At 72.4% G+C, this 17,960-nt stretch carries 14 protein-coding genes; 3 read left to right on the top strand and 11 right to left on the bottom strand.

Annotated features, from left to right (window positions below; genetic code table 11):
- Positions 1 to 909 precede the first annotated feature (909 nt).
- Together LN042_RS12425 and LN042_RS12420 are read right to left on the bottom strand one after the other, a co-directional pair.
- Complete coding sequence (locus LN042_RS12425) at positions 910 to 1,647, bottom strand: alpha/beta fold hydrolase (protein WP_230051211.1); 738 nt, start codon at positions 1,645 to 1,647, stop codon at positions 910 to 912.
- Between the two features lie 229 nt (positions 1,648 to 1,876).
- Positions 1,877 to 2,611: an SDR family oxidoreductase gene (locus tag LN042_RS12420; protein WP_230051210.1), complete on the bottom strand. Its 735-nt coding sequence runs from the start codon at positions 2,609 to 2,611 to the stop codon at positions 1,877 to 1,879.
- A 70-nt stretch (positions 2,612 to 2,681) separates the two neighbouring features.
- On the opposite strand from LN042_RS12420, the gene LN042_RS12415 reads away from it, so the two are divergent.
- Positions 2,682 to 3,629, top strand: a complete 948-nt coding sequence (locus LN042_RS12415) for a LysR family transcriptional regulator (protein WP_230051209.1) — start codon at positions 2,682 to 2,684, stop codon at positions 3,627 to 3,629.
- Positions 3,630 to 3,963: 334 nt separating this feature from the next.
- Complete coding sequence (locus tag LN042_RS12410; protein WP_230051208.1) at positions 3,964 to 5,313, top strand: SDR family NAD(P)-dependent oxidoreductase; 1,350 nt, start codon at positions 3,964 to 3,966, stop codon at positions 5,311 to 5,313.
- Positions 5,314 to 5,438: 125 nt separating this feature from the next.
- Here LN042_RS12410 and LN042_RS12405 read toward each other — a convergent pair whose 3' ends face one another.
- Entirely contained in the window at positions 5,439 to 5,825 is a 387-nt protein-coding gene (locus tag LN042_RS12405) for a nuclear transport factor 2 family protein (protein WP_230051267.1), read from the bottom strand.
- 366 nt (positions 5,826 to 6,191) lie between these two features.
- Positions 6,192 to 6,836: a cyclase gene (locus LN042_RS12400; protein WP_230051207.1), complete on the bottom strand. Its 645-nt coding sequence runs from the start codon at positions 6,834 to 6,836 to the stop codon at positions 6,192 to 6,194.
- 377 nt (positions 6,837 to 7,213) lie between these two features.
- On the opposite strand from LN042_RS12400, the gene LN042_RS12395 reads away from it, so the two are divergent.
- Positions 7,214 to 7,375 carry a hypothetical protein gene (locus LN042_RS12395; RefSeq protein ID WP_230051206.1) on the top strand — a complete coding sequence of 54 codons (162 nt, stop codon included), beginning with the start codon at positions 7,214 to 7,216 and terminating at the stop codon, positions 7,373 to 7,375.
- A gap of 43 nt (positions 7,376 to 7,418) precedes the next feature.
- On the opposite strand, the gene LN042_RS12390 is transcribed toward LN042_RS12395, so the two are convergent.
- The 7 genes from LN042_RS12390 to LN042_RS12360 are packed head-to-tail and all read right to left on the bottom strand — an operon-like array spanning position 7,419 to position 17,915.
- Entirely contained in the window at positions 7,419 to 7,895 is a 477-nt protein-coding gene (locus LN042_RS12390) for a (2Fe-2S)-binding protein (protein WP_230051205.1), read from the bottom strand.
- Between the two features lie 12 nt (positions 7,896 to 7,907).
- Complete coding sequence (locus LN042_RS12385) at positions 7,908 to 10,238, bottom strand: molybdopterin cofactor-binding domain-containing protein (RefSeq protein ID WP_230051204.1); 2,331 nt, start codon at positions 10,236 to 10,238, stop codon at positions 7,908 to 7,910.
- Positions 10,239 to 10,269: 31 nt separating this feature from the next.
- Positions 10,270 to 11,628, bottom strand: coding sequence for a nitrate/nitrite transporter (locus LN042_RS12380; RefSeq protein ID WP_230051203.1), 1,359 nt, complete (start codon positions 11,626 to 11,628; stop codon positions 10,270 to 10,272).
- Positions 11,625 to 12,011 (bottom strand): nitrite reductase small subunit NirD, encoded by a 387-nt coding sequence (gene nirD, locus LN042_RS12375; protein WP_230051202.1) that lies wholly within the window; start codon positions 12,009 to 12,011, stop codon positions 11,625 to 11,627. Before nirD ends, LN042_RS12380 begins: the two co-directional genes overlap by 4 nt.
- Positions 12,008 to 14,605, bottom strand: a complete 2,598-nt coding sequence (gene nirB, locus LN042_RS12370) for a nitrite reductase large subunit NirB (protein WP_230051201.1) — start codon at positions 14,603 to 14,605, stop codon at positions 12,008 to 12,010. The genes nirD and nirB overlap by 4 nt, the downstream gene beginning before the upstream one ends.
- Complete coding sequence (locus LN042_RS12365; RefSeq protein WP_230051200.1) at positions 14,602 to 15,813, bottom strand: NAD(P)/FAD-dependent oxidoreductase; 1,212 nt, start codon at positions 15,811 to 15,813, stop codon at positions 14,602 to 14,604. Before LN042_RS12365 ends, nirB begins: the two co-directional genes overlap by 4 nt.
- On the bottom strand, positions 15,810 to 17,915 hold the full coding sequence (locus tag LN042_RS12360) for a molybdopterin oxidoreductase family protein (RefSeq protein ID WP_230051199.1): 2,106 nt from the start codon (positions 17,913 to 17,915) through the stop codon (positions 15,810 to 15,812). The genes LN042_RS12365 and LN042_RS12360 overlap by 4 nt, the downstream gene beginning before the upstream one ends.
- Positions 17,916 to 17,960 lie beyond the last annotated feature (45 nt).

The following is a 17,960-nucleotide window of genomic DNA, read 5'->3' as shown; positions in this document are numbered from 1 at the left end:
GAGCCGCTGACGCTGTCGCCCGGCGCGTGAGTGTCCAACCCATGGTCTCTCCCTCGACTGTCGTGTCAGGCGCCGTCACGGCGCGGGGTTCGAACGCGGAGACGCCATTCGGCCGCCGGCTCTGGGAGCAAGAGGGCGCCACCTGGAACAGTGCCTATCAGACGACAGGCGGGCCGACACCCAGGCGAGCCGCACGCGCCGACCCGTTCCCCTGTATGGTCGGCGAACTGAGGAGCCGCGGCATCGGCTTCACCTCACTGCACGAGCGCCTGGACACCACGACCCCCGGCGGCCGGCTCATCTTCCACGTCTTCCGCCGCCCTGGCGGAGTTCATCCGCGAGCTGATCGTCTCCGGCACCCGCGAGGGCCTGCCCGCCGCCCGCGCCCGCGGCAACGTCGGCGGCCGACCCGTCGTCGCCACTCCCGAGGTCATCCAGGCCGCCCGCACCCTGCTGCCCAACCCCGAGCAGTCGATCACCTCGATCGCCAAGCTCCTCGGCGTCAGCCCCGGCACCCGCTACAACCACATCCCCGACCTGCGGGAGCTGCGCAAGGCCGGCCGCACCGCGATCCCCGCCCAGAGCGAAGGCGGCTCCCGGTGATCCCCGGCCCGCGCCGCCCTTGACCCGACGCGGCCCCGGGATCACGGTCGCACCTCCTCGCGGTCGGCGGCGGTGAGATGGGCGCGCTGGGCGACCAGCGGCTCGCCAGCTCGATGTCCTCGGCGGTGAGCGGCTCGTCCGGCTGGTGCAGCCGCGCTGGCGTGGGCCTCGGGGGAACATCGGAACGAAAACCGGCGCTGGGGGGACGGCGACTCCCAGCGGCCCGGCGTATCGCGTAGCTGGGCGCGGAAGGCCCGGCGCGTAGGGGGCTCCTGCGCCAGGGCCTTTCTGCCCTGCCAGGTCGGTTCAGAGCTTGCTCAGCGCCGCCTTGATGAGGTCCGCCGTGCGGCGCGGCTGGGCTATGAAGGCCACATGGGAGCCGTCGACCTCCTCAGTGGTCGCGCCCATCCGCTCGGCCATGAAGCGCTGTGCCTGAGGGGAGAGGGCGTTGTCGTGCCGGGCGATCTGGTACCAGGACGGGATGGTCTTCCAACCGGCCCCGGTGGCCTCCTCAGCGAACGCCGCCGCCGCGATCGGCCGTTGGGCGAGGCTCATGGCCAGGGCCAGCTCGGCGGGAAGGTCGGCGCAGAACGACTCGTGGAAGCCGTCCGCGTCGATGTACAGGTCCGGGCCGCCCGCGGCGCCGTACGCCTCGTAGGAGGTCGGCCGTACGGTCTCGGCCAGCATCGAGGGCGGGAAGGGGGCACCGAGGCCGGCGCAGCTCTCGCCCTCGTCGAGGCCGAACGCGGCGAGGTAGACCAGACCCGCCACGTTGTCGAGGCCGGCGGAGGCCTGCGTGATCACGGCACCGCCGTAGGAGTGCCCCACCAGCAGGACGGGGCCGTCGATGCCACCGACGACCGCGCGGACCACGGCCGCGTCACCGGCCAGACCCCGCAAGGGGTTCGGCGGCGCAACGACGCGGTGCCCGACGGCCGTCAGCTCGCGGATCACGCCCGTGAACCCGGAGGCGTCGGCAAAGGCTCCGTGCACCAGGACGACCACGGGCGCGCTCGACTCGGTCGGCTGGACGGTGTCGTTCATGGGTTGGACTCCTTAGTACGGTAGCCGTAGATCGCTAATGGTGTGACTGGGGTGGCTGAGGAGACGGCGCAGCCGCCGCGTGAAGCGATGGTCGCCAGCGAGTCTTCCTGTCGCGCCGGGTAAGCCCCGCGCCCAGCCGCCTGACGGCTCATCAGGGCGCTGCCCGTGGGGAGGGCGCCGCGCAAGAGGCCGGTGAAAAGCACCCCGGCAGGCTTCGGGCGGCATGGTCTCACCAGGGAATCGGCCCGTCCTCGGCCAGGAAGGCGCCCGTCGGGCCGTCCTCGCCCGCGGTCGCCAGGTCGACCGCGACGGCCGCGCCCTCCTCCGCCGTGCGTATCCCGGTGTGGCGGTTGAGGTCGGTCGCGCAGTAGCCGGGACTCACCGCGTTGACCAGGATCCCTTCGGCACGCAGTTCGTTGGCGTAGAGCACGGTGATCGCGTTCAGCGCGCTCTTCGAGCTGCAGTAAGGGAGGAGGATCGAGGTGTAGGCGGACCACGGGCTGCCCGGGTCGGCCATGTGGGCGAGGGAGCCGAGTTCGCTGGACATGTTGACGATGCGCGCGGCGGCGGAGCGGCGGAGCAGGGGGAGCATGGCGTGGGTCACCGCGATGACGCCGAACACGTTGGTCTCGTAGACCTGCCGAACGGTGGCGGCGGAGGCTTCACTTGGTGCTTGCGGTCCGGCGGCGATCCCGGCGTTGTTGACGAGGATGTCGAGGCGGCCGAACGTGGCGTCAATGTGCTTGGCGGCGGCCTGGACAGAGGTCTCGTCGGTGACGTCCAGCGGTACGAACCGTACGTCGGCGCCGTCGGCGCGAAGCTCCTCGGCCGTCGCCTCGCCACGTTCGGCGTTGCGGGCGCCGATCAGCACGGTGATGCCCAGGGCTGCGAGCCTGCGCGCCGTTTCCTTGCCGATGCCCTTGTTCGCACCGGTGATCAGAGCAGTCTTCTGTGAAGTCGTCATGACCCCAGCCTCCCCTCGCCCGCGGGCGGAAGGGAAAGACCGGAAGACTCTGGATCTATAGTCCACGGATATGAGTGAGCTAGAGGTGCGGGAGCTGAGGTACTTCATCGCGGTCGCCGAGGAACTGAACTTCAGCCGGGCCGCGCAACGCCTGGGGATGGCGCAGCCCCCGCTGTCGAAGGCGATCGCTCAGATGGAGTCCCGGGTCGGCGTACGCCTGCTGGAGCGCACCACCCGGCAGGTGAGGCTGACCACCGCCGGTCAGGTGCTGCTCGACCAGGCCCGGATCGCGGTCGACGCGGTGCACGCGGCGGCCCGGCGAGCACGCCGGGCCGGTCAGCCGACACCCAAGCTCGTCGTGGCGGTCAAGCCGGAAGGCGATGCCGGGCTGCTGCGGGAGGTCCTCGCCGCCTACCGGGGAACGGGTTCGCATCTGCCGCCGCCCGAAGTCGTCGTCGCCGGCAGCGGAGAGCCGATCGCCATGCTGCGGGACGGCCGTGCCGATGTAGCGCTGCTGCGCAGCCCGTTCGACGGTCAAGGGCTGGATTCCCAGACGCTCGTGGTCGAGCCGCGACTGGCCGTTCTCCCCGCCGGGCATCCCCTGGCCGGACGCCGGCGACTGCGGCTGGCCGACCTCAAGGGCGAACCGATCCCGCGCTGGAAAGGGGCCGACCCCGCCAACACCGCCTACTACACAGGATGCGACGGAGCGGAAGCGGGCGATGACCACACCGGCTCGGCGCCGGCCGACACTCCTGAAGGGCCGCTCGTGGCCAGCGTCGAGCAACTCCTGGAGGTGGTCGCGCTGGGCCAGGCAGTGGCGTTCCTGTCACTCTCGACCACCAAGCGGCACCAGCGACCGGACATCGCATACCGGCCGGTCACCGGCCTCAGCCCCAGCGCGGTCATGGTCGCCTGGTCGGAGGCCTCGCGATCCGCAGCCGTCGCCGCCTTCGTCCAAGCCGCCCACGACGTCGCCGCCCACCACCCCCACCACATGACCGCACCGGCCTACTGACCGGGGGCACTCACCCCTCGGCGTGACGATCACCGCAAGACCGATTGCAGACAACCACCAGCGCGAAGAAAGACCAGCATCCCCTCACCCGCCACCGTCCTGCGCATGCCGCGTCAGCACTGGCCCGACCGCCATCCCACCAAGATCATCCCATGGCGGATGCTGGGCTCATCTTGGCTGGATCCCGAGCATGCCGTCGCACCGCCGCGCCCGGACTCCCGGACCGGGGCGAGGCGGAAACCGGTTTCGTCGCAGCTCACCGAGCGCCTACCATCGCGCCACAGCTGTCCGGTCCGCCCGGGCAGGCCCATCAGGTGGCAAGCGGAGAAGCACCATGTCCGACATAGACATCACCGAGGAGGAGTTGGCCGCGTTCACCCGCACGCTCGGGCGATTGCGCCAACTCCCCCTCGGCCACCCGGTCCGCCGGCACGCCGGCCGGATGATCGGAACCTTCGCCCGGGAGAGCCGCCGCGAGCGGCGCCAGGGCGCCCGCGCGGCGAAGGAAGCAGCCGACGCCGCACTGCTGGCCGCCACCGCCACCGGAGCAACCGGCCGCCACGAGGACGCGCCGCTGGCCACGCCCGCCGCCGCAGCCAGCCCCGGTGAGTTGCGGCGGCCGCGTCGCTGTTATGTCTGCAAGGTCGACTACCGTCAGGTGGACGGCTTCTACCACATGCTCTGCCCGGGCTGCGCCGAGCAGAACGGCGCCAACCGGGCGATCAGCACGGATCTGCGCGGCCGCCGGGTGCTGCTCACCGGCGGACGGGTGAAGATCGGTTTCCAGCTGGCACTGATGATGCTGCGCGACGGCGCCGAACTGACCGTCACCAGCCGGTTCCCGCAGGACACCCTGCGCCGGTTCCGGGCAGCGCCGGGCAGCGAGCAGTGGCTGGAGCGCCTCACCGTGGTCGGTGTCGACCTGCGTGACCCACGCCAGGTGCTCGCGCTCTGCGAGCGGCTGCGGGAGCAGGGCCGACCGCTGGACATCCTGGTCAACAATGCCGCGCAGACCATCCGGCGGCCGCCCGAGGCATATGCGGTGCTGGCGGCGGGCGAGTCGCCGGAGCTGCCGGCCGGGCCCGGGCGCGAGATCTGGTACGCACCGGGTTTCGCTCCGCTCGCCGCGCTGCCGAGCGGCTCCGTGGCCACCTCGCCGGCCCCGCGCACCGATGAGGCCGGCCTGCTCCCGGACACCCGGACCGCCAACTCCTGGTCGGCCCGGCTCGGTGAGCTGGACCCGGCCGAGCTGCTGGAGGTGCAGCTGGTCAACGCGGTGGCCCCGGCGCTGCTCTGCGACCGGCTGCTGCCGTTGCTGCTGGCCTCTCCGCACCGCAACCGCTACGTCGTCAACGTCACCGCCGTCGAGGGACGGTTCGCCGTCACCCACAAGACCCCCGGCCATCCGCACACCAACATGGCCAAGGCCGCGCTCAACATGCTCACCCGCACCAGCGCGGCCGAACTCGCCACCCGAGGCGTCCACATGTGCGCGGTGGACACCGGCTGGATCACCGACGAGAACCCGGCGCCCAAGAAGGCCCGGATCGCCGCCCGCGGCTTCCGCACCCCGCTGGACGTGGTCGACGGCGCCGCCCGGATCTACCACCCCATCGTCCGCGGCGAGGCCGGCGCTCCGCTGGCGGGGGTGTTCCTGAAGGACTACCAGGAGGCCGCCTGGTGACACTGCTCCCGCGCGCCCGGCCGCACCGGCCGAGCGCGCGGGCTCACGGACCCACACGCCGAGCGCGCGGGCTCACCGACCCGCCCGCCGAGCACAGGAGCTCAACCGTCGAGCACTCGTCGAGCTCACCCTGCGAGCGCGCGGGCGATGGGGAGCGTGTCGGAGGTCTGCCGCAGCTCGGTGATCTTTCCCGCTCGCACGGTGAACACGTGCGCGAAGCGCGAACTCACCGCGTTGCCACCGGTGGTGGTCCCGAGGTAGCGGCCGAGGACGATGACGTGGTCGCCGTCCTCGAAGAACGCGTCGCCCACGCAGCGGAACTCCTCGAAGTCGGCGAGGAACGGGAAGAATTCGCTGATGATGCGACCGAGTCCCTGGTGAACGCCGCCGTTGGGGAAGCCCTCGGCGATGTCCCAGCGCGCGTCCTCGGCCACCACCGACCTGATGACGTCCAAGTCGCCCTTCGCGCCGTAGAAGCGGCGGACGACGTCGATCTGTGCGGAGTTGGACACGGTGTCCCCTCTCGACCGGTGAGTTGCCAAAGCCAGCGGGCTGCGCGCAACCACGATACTCAGCTCCGGCTCGCAGTCTCCCGACTTCCGTCTCGCGTCCCCCGGCTCACAATTCCCACGCCCACCTTCCGTCTCCCCGCGGCCGGGGATCGCCAGCAGGTCGCCCGGGCGCAGGGCGGCGGGGAAGCGGGCGTCGTGGACCAGCACGTCGCCGGCCTCGCGGTGCCGGCCGACCACGTCGAAGACGGCGGGCCGGGCCTCCCGCGCCGGCGGGCCGGGCGCCCCCGTGCCGGTGGCCTGGCGCGGGGGCGCGGTTGCCGCCGTCGGACGCCGCGCAGGGGACGCGGTGCGTCCGACGGACGCGGCTCAGGAGGTGATGCTCGTGGTGCTGAGCACCGGGCTGGGTGACGGGTAGCAACTGGTGGGGACCGACACGGTGAAGAAGAGCACCGGCACGGTCGCGGTGAAGGTAAGGCCGGGGCTGGTGTAGTTGCTGCCGGCGAGTTGGGTGCTGACCGTGCCGCCGGCCGCGCCCGCCGTCAGGCGGAGGGTGATGGTGGGCAGGGTGAAGGTGCTGCCGCCGGCGATGGGCCCGGGCACCTTGAGGCTGATGGTGCCGCCGCTGACACTGGTGGTCGGCGCTCCGGAGCCCAGGCCCGAGCCGCCGGACAGGCTCACGCCGCTGAGCGAGGCGTTGGCCGGCACCGGCATCGACAGGGTGATTCCACTGATCGAGTTGATGGTGTTGCCGCTCACCGAGGTCGGCACGGTGAGGGCGCCGGGGGCGATGGTGACGCTGAAAGTCTGGCCGGTCGTCACGGTGGCGGGTGCGGTGGCGTCGGCACTGGCGCTCAGGGTGAACGTCTGCGCCGAGCCTACCGGCGGGGTCGCCTGGCACTGGAAGGGCAGCGCGCTGGTCTGCGCGGTGGCCGGGGCCGCCGCCAGGCCGGCGAGGGCGACGGCGGCGGCGAACAGGAGCGGGGCGCGCAGTGCGGCGGGCAGTGCTCTCATCTGGTACCTCCGGAACCCCGGCGACGGCCGGGGTGGCAGGGCCGCCCGGCTGTCCGGGCGGCGAGACGATGCTTCACCCCGGAACGGATGCGCCGGTGGGGCGGCTCATCCGTTGGTCGGCCGGTGGACCCGGCGCGGTCGGGCTCGCACCTGGCCGGGACCGAGGGGAGTGCCGCGGTCCCGGGCGGGGTGGGGGAAGGTGCTGAGTGGCCGTCAGGATGCTTCTGCCGGTGCGGGTTTCGGTGCACGGGGAGCCGGGTTGGCCGACGCGGGTGCAGCCAAGTCCCCGCTTCTCCAGCGGACGCTCCTGATGCAAACATGTCACCACATCCACCGGTGGCTGTACAGAAGGCGGGCAGCGACCATTTGCCCGACCAATGGAACCGTGGAGCGATGAGGGCACGGTCGATGACACGGTGACCGACGTCTGCGAGGAGGCCGCCGCCGTGGCCACCCGCCGGGACCTGCGGTTCGGCGAACTGACCGATGGAGGACGCCAGTTCGTGTCACTCGACCGCTACCGAAGTGCCGTGGTCTGAACGGCCGATGGGCGCTCCGGCGGCCCGGGGCGCCCCACGCCGTTCAGAACTGGTTCTCGGCTGCCGCGATCGCCTCCCGGATCCGGTAGTAGGTGCCGCAGCGGCAGATGTTGCGGATCTCGTCGTAGTCGGTGTCACCGAGCTGCCTGCCGGCGGCCCGGGCTTGGAGCACCTTGGCGACGGCGGCCATGATCTGTCCGGGCTGGCAGTAGCCGCACTGCGGGACGTCGAACTGCAGCCAGGCTTCCTGCATCGGGTGCAGGTCCCTGCCGACCGTGGCGGGCAGGCCCTCGATGGTGGTGACCCGGTCGGTGGGCTGGAGGTCACCCACCGGCACCGAGCACGGGTTGAACGCCTTGCCGTTGATGTGGCTGGTGCAGGCCTGGCAGACGCCCAGCCCGCAGCCGTACTTGGGGCCGGTCACGCCGAGGACGTCGCGCAGGACCCAGAGCAGCCGGACGTCGTCCTCGACGTCCACGGTGACCTGCTGCCCGTTGAGGATGAAGGTGTGCTGAGGCAAGGGGATGGACTCCTAGTACGCGCGGCTCAGGCCGTCGGTGGGCGACTGCGGGATCGGCGGGACGGTCGGCAGCGGCGTGAAGGCGAGCGGCGCGTCATGGTTGATCGGGAAGGTGGTCGGCATGGTCCCGGTCGCCCGACCGTAGGCGCAGGCCACTGCCGCCATCGCACCGGCGACCGCCAACTCCCCGGCGCCACCAGGGGTTCCGGTGGTCGGCGGCATCACGATGATGTCCAGCTCGGTCGGGGTGTTCCACTGCCGGGTGTAGAAGTAGTTGTCCCAACTGCCTTCCTGGAAAACTCCGTTGTGCAGGTGCAGGCTGGAGGTGAGGGTGATCGCGATGCCGTCCATGATGCCGCCCATCATCTGGGCCTCCAGGCCCTTGGGGTTGACGGCCAGGCCGACGTCGACCGCGCACACCACCTTGGTGACCCGCGGGCCGGTGACGGCGTCGGGGATCTGCCGGTTGACGGTGGCCGCAGTGCAGTCGATCTCGGCGAGCACGGCGACGAACCCGTGGTACTCGGGGTGGATCGCGATGCCCTGCGCCGTGCCCGGCGCCATCGCGCGTCCCCAGTTGCCGACTTGGGCGACCTTGTCGAGGACCGCGACGGCCCGCCGGTCCTTCAGGAACTCGCGGCGGAACTCGTACGGGTCCCGGCCCATCGCGGCCGCCAGCCGGTCGACGACCAGCTCCTGCGCGCAGCGCACGTTGGGCGAGTAGATGTTGCGCATGCTGCCGGTGTGGAACCCGTTGTCGACCTCGGTCAGCAGCTGGCTGGTGACCCCGAAGTTGTACGGTGTCTGCTGGGTGAGGGTGAAGATGGTCTCGGAGAAGGCGAGCCCGCCGACCGGCAGCTTGGCGGCCAGCGAGGTGATGATCTCACCCAGGCCGTGCCCGAACTCGGTGGCCACGGAGGTGTGCCGCTGGTCCATGGTGAGCACCTGGCCGAGCGAGTAGGTGGCCCGCACCCGGGAGGTGGACATCGGGTGGACCCGGCCGTGGCGGAAGTCGTCGGTCCGGTGCCACATCAGCCGCACCGGCTTGCCCATCTTCTGGGAGACCTCGGCGGCCTCCAACGCGGCGTCGTGGAACAGCTTCCGGCCGAAGGAGCCGCCGCCCTGCACGCAGTGGACGGTCACGGCGGTCACCGGCAGTCCCAGCTTGGCGGCGATCTCCTCCTGCGCCGTGATGGGCGCCTTGACCGAGGCCCAGATCTCGGCGCTGTCCGAACGGACGTCGGCGACGGCGCAGTTGGTCTCCAGCGGGCTGTTGCTGGCGAAGTGGAAGGTGAAGCGGGCGTCGATCGCCTCGGTGAGCAGCGGCAGCGGCGGGGTGACCAGCGGGTTCTCGGCCGCGCGGAGTTCGGCCAGCACGGTGGCGTCGGTGGCGTGGTCCTCGCTGCCCGGCCCCCAGGTGACCTGCAGCGCCCTTACGGCGTCGATGCACTGCCCGAAGGTGCGCCCGCGCACGGCCACGCCGGTGGAGACCACGGCGACGTCGGTGATTCCCGGCATCGCCTGCACCGCCGCCAGGTTCTGCACGGAGACCACCGTGCCGTTGATCGTCGGCGGGCGGCAGATCATCGCCGGCATCGCGCCCGCCACCTTGACGTCCATGGCGAACTGCTTGCGGCCGGTCACCGCGTCCAGCGCGTCGATCCGGTTCTGCGGGGTGCCGATGACCTGGAACGCGGATGCGGCCTTCAGGGTCACCGCTACCCGCAGGTTGGTCAGGCTGGCCGCCTTGACGGCGAGTTCGGCGTAGCCGAGGGAGCGGCCGTCGGGAGCGGTGATCACGCCCTGGAGGGCGGAGAGCGCGGAGAGCGGCGCGCCCAACTCCGCGGCGGCCGCCTCCAGGAGCCGCTGCTTGGCCGTCGCGGCGGCGACCCGGACCGGTGTGTAGGTGGAGATCGTGGTGTTGGAGCCGCCGGTGAGCTGGTTGAAGACCAACTCCGGTCGGGCGTCGGCCAGGGTGACCCGCACCTTGTCCAGCGGCAGGTCCAGCTCCTCGGCGATCAGCATGGCGGTGGAGGTGGTCACCCCCTGCCCCACCTCGGCGCGCGGCAGGGCGAAGGACGCGGTGCCGTCCGGGTTCATGGTGATGGTGATCAGGTTGGCCGTCAGCAGCGTGGCGTCGGTCAACATGTCGTTCAGGTCGTAGAGTTCGGCCGGCTCCGGCAGGCCCGGCACTGCGGCGGCGGCCTTCGGCGCCGCCGCGCCCTCGCCCAGTTGGGCGGCCACGGTCAGCGTGGAGGCCGCCAGGACGAAGCCGAGGAACCGCCGCCGCCCGAACCCCTCCCCCTCGGGCCGGAAAGGCTGCTGCGGGCTCTGGGTAACCATCCACTGACCTCTCGACGAACCGAACGGGCCGTCAGATGGTACCGGCTCGGATCTTTCCGGCGCCCGGCCGCAGGTAGACCGCCCAGGTCAGCACCGAGCAGAGGGCGTAGGCGGCCAGGAAGGCCAGATAGGCGGCGTCGCCGCTTCCGCCCGTCAGGAAGGACTGGCGGAAGGCGATGTTGACCAGCACCCCGCCACAGGCACCGATCGCGCCGGCGAGTCCGATCAGCGCGGTGGCGCGGCGGCGGGAGTCGTGCTCGGCGGCGGTCGGGTCGGCACCGGCCCCGACCGCCGCGCGGGCCCGGGCCTGGAAGACGGCCGGGATCATCTTGTAGGTGGCGCCGTTGCCGATGCCGCTGAGCACGAACAGGGCGGTGAAGCCGGTCAGGAAGAGCGGCAGCGAGTCGGCCCGGGAGGCGGCGAGCACCACGCCCGTGCCGGCGGCCATCAGCAGGAAGGCGGCCAGGGCGGTCCTGGCGCCCCCGCGGCGGTCGGCCAGCCGTCCGCCGACCGGCCGGCAGAGCGATCCCAGCAGCGGGCCGAGGAAGGTCAGGTAGGCGGCCTTCACCGGGGTGTCGAAGGTGTGGTGGAACTGCACCTGGAGCACCTGCCCGAAGGCGAAGCTGAATCCGATGAAGCTGCCGAAGGTGCCGAGGTAGAGCAGCGACAGCACCCAGCTGTGCGGCTCCCGCAGCACCTCGGGCAGCGCGCGCCGGTCGTTCGTCAGCGCGGGATTGTTGTCCATCCTGAGGGCCGCGCCGAGCGCCGCCAGCACGATCAGCGGGAGGTAGACCAGCGGGACCAGCCCTGGGTGGGCGGCGCCGGCCGTGGCGAGCACGACCAGGCCGACCAGTTGCACGACGGGAACACCGAGGTTGCCGCCGCCGGCGTTGATGCCGAGGGCCCAGCCCTTGAGCCGCTGCGGGTAGAAGGCGTTGATGTTGGCCATCGAGGAGGCGAAGTTGCCGCCGCCGGCGCCCGCCACGCAGGCGACCGCGAGCAAGGTGCCGTAGGAGACGCCGGGCCGCAGCACCAGGCCGGCCAGCGCGGTCGGTACCACCAGCAGCAGGGCGCTCGCAACGGTCCAGTTGCGGCCGCCGAACCGGGCCACGGCGTAGCCGTAGGGCAGCCGCAGCAGCGCGCCGAGCGCGGTGGGCAGGGCGGTCAGGGTGAACTTGCCGGCCGGATCGATGTGGTAGGCCGGTCCCAGGAAGAGCACCAGCACCGACCAGAGGCTCCACACCGAGAAGCCGATGTGCTCGGACAGCACCGAGAAGACCAGGTTGCGCCGGGCCACCCGGGCCCCGACCTCGGACCAGAAGTCGTCGTCCTCCGGCCGCCATTCGGTGATCGACGGGCTGCGGCCGGCGCTCTTGGTCGCCGTGCTCATCGCGGGGTCACCGGGGCGATCCGCACGGGCCAGACCCGCAGCACCGCGGGCCGTCCGTCGGGCGCGGTCTCCTCGTCCAGGCAGCGGCCGTCCCGCAGGTCGAAGACCTGCTGGTACATCGGGGAGGAGATGGTCGGCACGCCGGCGCGGCTGCCGAGGATGCCGCGCGAGAGCACGTAGGCACCGCTGAACGGGTCGCGGTTGTCCACTGCGTACACCGCGCCCGAACGGTCCCGGAAGACCGCGACCTGCCGGCCCTCGGCGCTCAGGGCGGCGACGCCGCGGCCGGGGGTGAGTTGCGCGTAGTCGCAGATCCGGGTCCATCCGCGGCCGTCCAGGATCTCGACCGCACCGGTCTCGGTCAAGGTCGTCGTGTCGGTCATGCGCTGCGCACCTCCAGGTGGGGGCCGGCGACCAGCGCCGGGGCGAGGATGCGCCCGTCCTCGTCGGGGCGGGCGGGGCGGATCTGGTCGCGCTCCGGGACGAAGGTCACCGTCGGGTCGGGCGCGCCGGGGGCGTTGACGAACGAGGTGAAGCGGCGCAGCCGGTCCGGGTCGGCCAGCACGGCGGCCCACTCGTCCTGGTAGCGGGCGATGTGACGGGCCATCAGGGCGTCGAGCTCGGCGCAGATGCCGAGCGAGTCCTCCAGCACCACCTGCCGGAGGTGCTCCAGGCCGCCCTCGATCCGGTCCAGCCAGACGGAGGTGCGCTCCAGCCGCTCGGCGGTGCGGATGTAGAACATCAGGAACCGGTCGATGGTGCGCAGCAGGGTCTCCTTGTCCAGGTCGGCGGCCAGCAGGTCGGCGTGCCGGGGCGTCATGCCGCCGTTCCCGCCGACGTAGAGGTTCCAGCCGGCCGAGGTGGCGATGACGCCGAAGTCCTTGCCCTGTGCCTCGGCGCACTCGCGGGCGCAGCCGGAGACGGCGGCCTTGATCTTGTGCGGGGAACGCAATCCCCGGTAGCGCAGCTCCAGTTCGATGGCGAGGCCGACCGAGTCCTGCACGCCGTAGCGGCACCAGGTCTGGCCCACGCAGGACTTCACGGTGCGCAGTGACTTGCCGTAGGCGTGGCCGGACTCGAAGCCGGCGTCCACCAGGCGCCGCCAGATGTGCGGCAGTTGGTCGACGGTGGCGCCGAACAGGTCGATCCGCTGGCCGCCGGTGATCTTCGTGTAGAGGCCGTGGTCGCGGGCGATCTCGCCGATGGTGATCAGTCCCTGCGGGGTGATCTCGCCGCCGGGGATCCTGGGCACCACCGAGTAGGAGCCGTTGCGCTGCAGGTTGGCCAGGAAGTGGTCGTTGGTGTCCTGCAACGCACCCTGCTCGCCGTCCAGGATGTGGCCCCCGGTGAGACCGGCGAGGATCGAGGCGACGGCGGGTTTGCACAGCTCGCAGCCTTCGCCGCCGCGTCCGTAGCGGTCCAGCAGCTCGGAGAAGCTGGTGATGCCGGCCACCTGGACGACCTCGTAGAGCTCGCTGCGGGTCTGCCCGAAGTGCTCGCACAGGCCCTTGTCGACGGTGACGCCGCCGGCCGCCAGCTCCTCGGCGACGATGCTGCCCAGCAGTTTGACGCAACTTCCGCATCCGGTACCGGCCTTGGTGCACTTCTTCACCTCGGGCACGGTGGCGCAGCCCTGGTCGGCGACGGCGGCGCGGATCTCGCCCTTGCTGACGTTGTGGCAGGAGCAGACGATCGCCTCGTCCGGCAGCGCGACCGGCCCGCTCGCCGGGGCCGGTCCGGCCGGCAGCACCAGCTGTTCGGGCGCGGTGGTGAGCGGCTTGCCGCCGATGGCGAGGGGCCGCAGCAGGCCGTAGGACTCGGTGTCACCGACCAGCACACCGCCGAGCAGCTGCCCGTCGCCGCCGATGACCAGCTTCTTGTAGACGCCGGAGCGGCTGTCGCTGTAGAGGACGTCGACGGCGCCTTCGGTGGTGCCGTGGGCGTCGCCGAAGCTGGCGACTTCGACACCGAGCAGCTTGAGTTTGGTGGAGGTGTCGGCGCCGGTGAAGCGGTGCTCGGCGAGCAGTTCGCCGGCGATGGAGCGGGCGGCGGTCTCGGCCATCGCGTAACCGGGGGCGACCAGGCCGTAGACCTTGCCGTCCACGGCCAGGGCGCATTCGCCGATGGCGTGGACGTGCGGGTCGCGGGTGCGGCAGCGCTCGTCGACCACGATGCCGCCGCGCTCGCCGACCGGCAGGCCGCTCTCCTGGGCGAGTTGGTCGCGGGGCCGCACGCCGGCGGAGAAGACCACCAGGTCAGCGGGGAGTTCGCGGCCGTCGCTCAGGCGCATCGCGCGGACCCGGCCGTGCTCGTCGGTGAGGATCGCCTGGGTGCCCGCGCCGGTGTGGACGTTGACGCCGAGGTCCTCGATCTTGCGGCGCAGCAGCCGGCCGCCGCCCTCGTCGACCTGGATGGCCATCAGCCGTGGTGCGAACTCCACGACGTGGGTCTCCAGGCCGAGCGCGGTGAGGGCGCCGGCCGCTTCCAGGCCGAGCAGGCCGCCGCCGACCACCACGCCGATCCTGGTGCCGTCGGTCTCGGCTCCGGCGCGGATCCGCTCCACGTCCTCGATGGTGCGGTAGACGTGGCAGCCGGTCGCGTCGTGGCCGGGGACCGGGGGCACGAACGGGTAGGAGCCGGTGGCCAGCACCAGCGCGTCGTAGTGCAGCACCGTGCCGGAGGCGCAGGCTACGGTGCGGGCAGCGCGGTCGATCGCCACGGCCGGGTCGGACAGGCGCAGGTCGATGCCGTGCTCGGCGAGGAAGCCGACCGGGGTCAGTGACAGCTCCTCGGCGCTGGTGCCGGAGAACCAGGAGGTGAGGTGGACCCGGTCGTAGGCGGCGCGGGGCTCCTCGGCGAGCACGGTGATCCGCCAGCCGGCCGCGCCCGGCTGCTCGGTGAAGGCCTCCAGGAAGCGCTGGCCGACCATGCCGTGGCCGACCAGGACCAGCTCGCGCAGGCGGTGTTCAGTCGTCATCGGGCGGCTCCAAGGGTGGTGAGCAGGTGCAGGGGATGGTCCGGGAGGGGGTCGTCGCGTTCCAGGGCCCGGGCGAGGTCGCCGACGGTGGCCAGGTCGCCGAGCAGGATCGCGCCGACCAGGCGGTCGCCGCGCAGCACCAGCTTCTTGTAGCTGCCGCGGGTGGCGTCGGTCAGGCGCAGCACGTCCAACTCGGGGTGCTCGTCGGGCTGGACGTCGCCGAAGGCCGCGTACTCGATCGGACCGGCGGTGAGCCGGGCCAGCGGCCGGGAGCCGGTGTAGCGGGCCTCGGGATCGGCCCCGCAGAGGCGGGCGGCGAGGACGTCGGCCTGTTCCCAGGCGGGTCCGGCCAGTCCGTGGACGGTGCCGCGGTGCTGGGCGCAGTCGCCGATCGCGTGGACGTGCGGGGCACCGGTGGCGAGGGTGTCGTCGACGACGATCCCGGTGCCGACCGCCAGGCCCGCCGCGTGGGCGAGGGCGGTGCGCGGGCGCACTCCGCAGGCGAGCACGATCAGGTCGGTGTCGAGCCGGTGGCCGTTGGCCAGTTCGACTTCGCCGGCGGCGGTGACGGCCCTGACCCGGTTGCCGGGGTAGGTCTCGACGCCGAGGGTGCGCAGGGCGCCCCGCAGGGCCAGCGCGGCGTCCTCGTCCAGCTGGCGCTCGATCAGGTGCGGTCCCTGGTGCACGATTTCGACGGCGACGCCGAGTGCGGCCAGGGCTCGGGCGGTGCTGACGCCGAGCACTCCGCCGCCGATGACGACGGCGCGCTCGGCCGAGGTGGCGTCCTCGCTGAGCCGGGCGCAGTCGGCGAGGGTGCGCAGTGCGTGCACGCCGTCGCGCAGGCCGGTTCCGTCGGGGCGGCGCAGGCCGCGGATCGGGGGCAGCACCGGGTTGGCGCCGGTGGCCAGCACCAGCTGGTCCCACGTCTCCGTGCTGCCGTCGGCGAGGGTGAGCCGGCGGGCGGCGGGGTCGAGGCCGACCACCTCGGCGCCCGGCCGCAGGTCGGCGCGGCCGAACGGCAGGGCGATGGTCTCGGCGTCGTAGCGGCCGGTGAGCACGTCGGCGAGCAGCACCCGGTTGTAGGGGGCGCGCGGCTCCGCGCCATAGAGGGTGACCCGGGCGGTGCCGCCGAGCGCGTGGTAGCGCTCGGCGAACCTCGCGGCCGCCATGCCCGCGCCGATCACGGCGATCCGTCGGTCTCGTGTCATGTCAGGACCTTCTCCACACGAACGGCGCAGACCTTGAACTCGGGCATCTTCGACGTCGGGTCCAGTGCCGGGTTGGTCAGCGTGTTGGCCCGGCCCGGCCCTGACCAGTGGAAGGGCATGAAGACGGTGTCCGGGCGGATCGTGTCGGTGATCCTGGCCGGGGCGAGGGCGCGGCCGCGCCGTGAGACGACCGCCAGCGGTTCGCCGTCGGTGACTGCGAGGCGGGCCGCGAGCCGCGGGTGCAGCTCGACGAAGGGGCCCGGCGCGGCGGCGGTGAGCTCGGCGACCCGGCGGGTCTGGGCGCCGCTCTGGTACTGGGCGAGCACCCGCCCCGTGGTCAGGTACAGCGGGTACTCCGGGTCGGGTTGCTCGGCCGCCGGGCGGTGGGTGACGGGGGCGAAGCGGGCGCGGCCGTCCGGGGTGGCGAAGCGGTCGAGGAAGAGCCGCGCGGTGCCCGGGTGGTCGGCGGTGGGGCAGGGCCAGAAGACGCCGTCCTCGGCGCGCAGCCGCCGGTAGTCGAGGCCGGCGTAGTCCGCCTGTCCGCCGGCCGAGGCGCGGCGCAGCTCGGCGAAGACGGTTTCCGGGTCGTCGTCGAAGTCGGCCGGGGCGTCCAGCCGTTCGGCCAGCTCCCGCAGGATCCGCAGGTCGCTGCGGACTCCGGGCGGCGGCGCCACGGCCTGTTGGCGCAGGATCACCCGGCCCTCCAGGTTGGTCATGGTGCCGGTCTCCTCCGCCCACTGGGTGCTGGGCAGCACCACGTCCGCGAGCTGGGCGGTCTCGGAGAGCACCGCGTCACAGACCACCAGCAGCTCCAACTTCCGCAGCCGCCCGGTGATGTGGGCCGCGCGCGGGGCCGAGACCACCGGGTTGGAGCCCATCACCAGGAGCGCGCGCACGCCGTCCGGGCCGGGCCGGCCGAGGCTGTCCAGCAGCTCGTAGGCGGATCGGCCGCTGCGCGGCAGGGTGTCCGGGTCGACGCCCCACACCGCGGCGACGTGGGCGCGGGCGACGGGGTCCTCGATGGAGCGGTAGCCGGGCAGTTGGTCGGCCTTCTGGCCGTGCTCGCGGCCGCCTTGGCCGTTGCCCTGGCCGGTGAGGCAGCCGTAGCCGGAGTAGGGCCGTCCCGCCTTGCCCGCCGCCAGGCACAGGTTGATCCAGGCGCCCACCGTGTCGGTGCCCTTGCTCTGCTGCTCCGGGCCGCGGGCGGTGAGCACCATGCCCGTCCGGGCCTGGCCGAACTGCCTTGCCGCCTCTCGTAGTTGGTGCATCGGAACCCCGGTGAGCGCCTCCACCCGCTCGGGCCAGTGCGCCATGGCGGCCGCCCGGGCCTGTTCGAAGCCGGCGGTGCGCTCCGCCACGAAGTCGGTGTCGACCGTCCCGTCGGCGATCAGGAGGTGCAGCAGGCCCAGTGCCAGCGCCAGATCGGTGCCGGGCAGCGGCTGCAGGTGCAGATCGGCCTGCTCGGCGGTCCGGGTGCGGCGCGGGTCCACCACGATCAACGTACCGCCGTTCTCGCGCAGTTCGCGGAAGTAGCGGAGCGCCGGCGGCATGGTCTCGGCCGGGTTGGCGCCGACCAGGATCAGGCAGTCGGTGTGCGGGATGTCGGCGAGCGGGAACGGCAGACCCCGGTCCAGGCCGAAGGCGAGCCGTCCGGCGGCGGCGGCCGAGGACATGCAGAACCGGCCGTTGTAGTCGATGGTCGCCGTGCCGAGCCCGACCCGGGCGAACTTGCCGAGCTGGTAGGCCTTTTCATTGGTCAGCCCGCCGCCGCCGAACACCCCGACCGCGTCCGCGCCGTGCTCGGCCCGGATCGCGGCGAAACCGGCCGCCACCCGGTCCAGCGCCTCATCCCAACCGGCGGCGCGCAGTTCGCCTCCGTCGGTGCGTACCAGCGGTGTGCTGAGCCGGGTGCCGGGGCCCAGGAGCGCGGCGGCACTGCGGCCCTTGCCGCACAGCGCGCCGCGGTTGACGGGAAAGTCCGCGCGCTCCCGCACGTGAACCGGCACCGCACTGCCGATCGCCGTCGGAGCGAGCAGCATGCCGCACTGCAGTGAACAGTACGGGCAGTGCGTCGCCGTCGCGGCCGGGGTGGTGGTGGTCATGGCGACGAATCTGACGGGTGGGCGTTACCCGGCCTTGTCCCGGGT

It is taken from the genome of Kitasatospora humi (assembly GCF_020907985.1).
GTDB lineage: Bacteria > Actinomycetota > Actinomycetes > Streptomycetales > Streptomycetaceae > Kitasatospora > Kitasatospora humi.
Note: the sequence above shows the minus strand (reverse complement) of the source record. Positions and strands in the feature narration are given on the sequence as shown.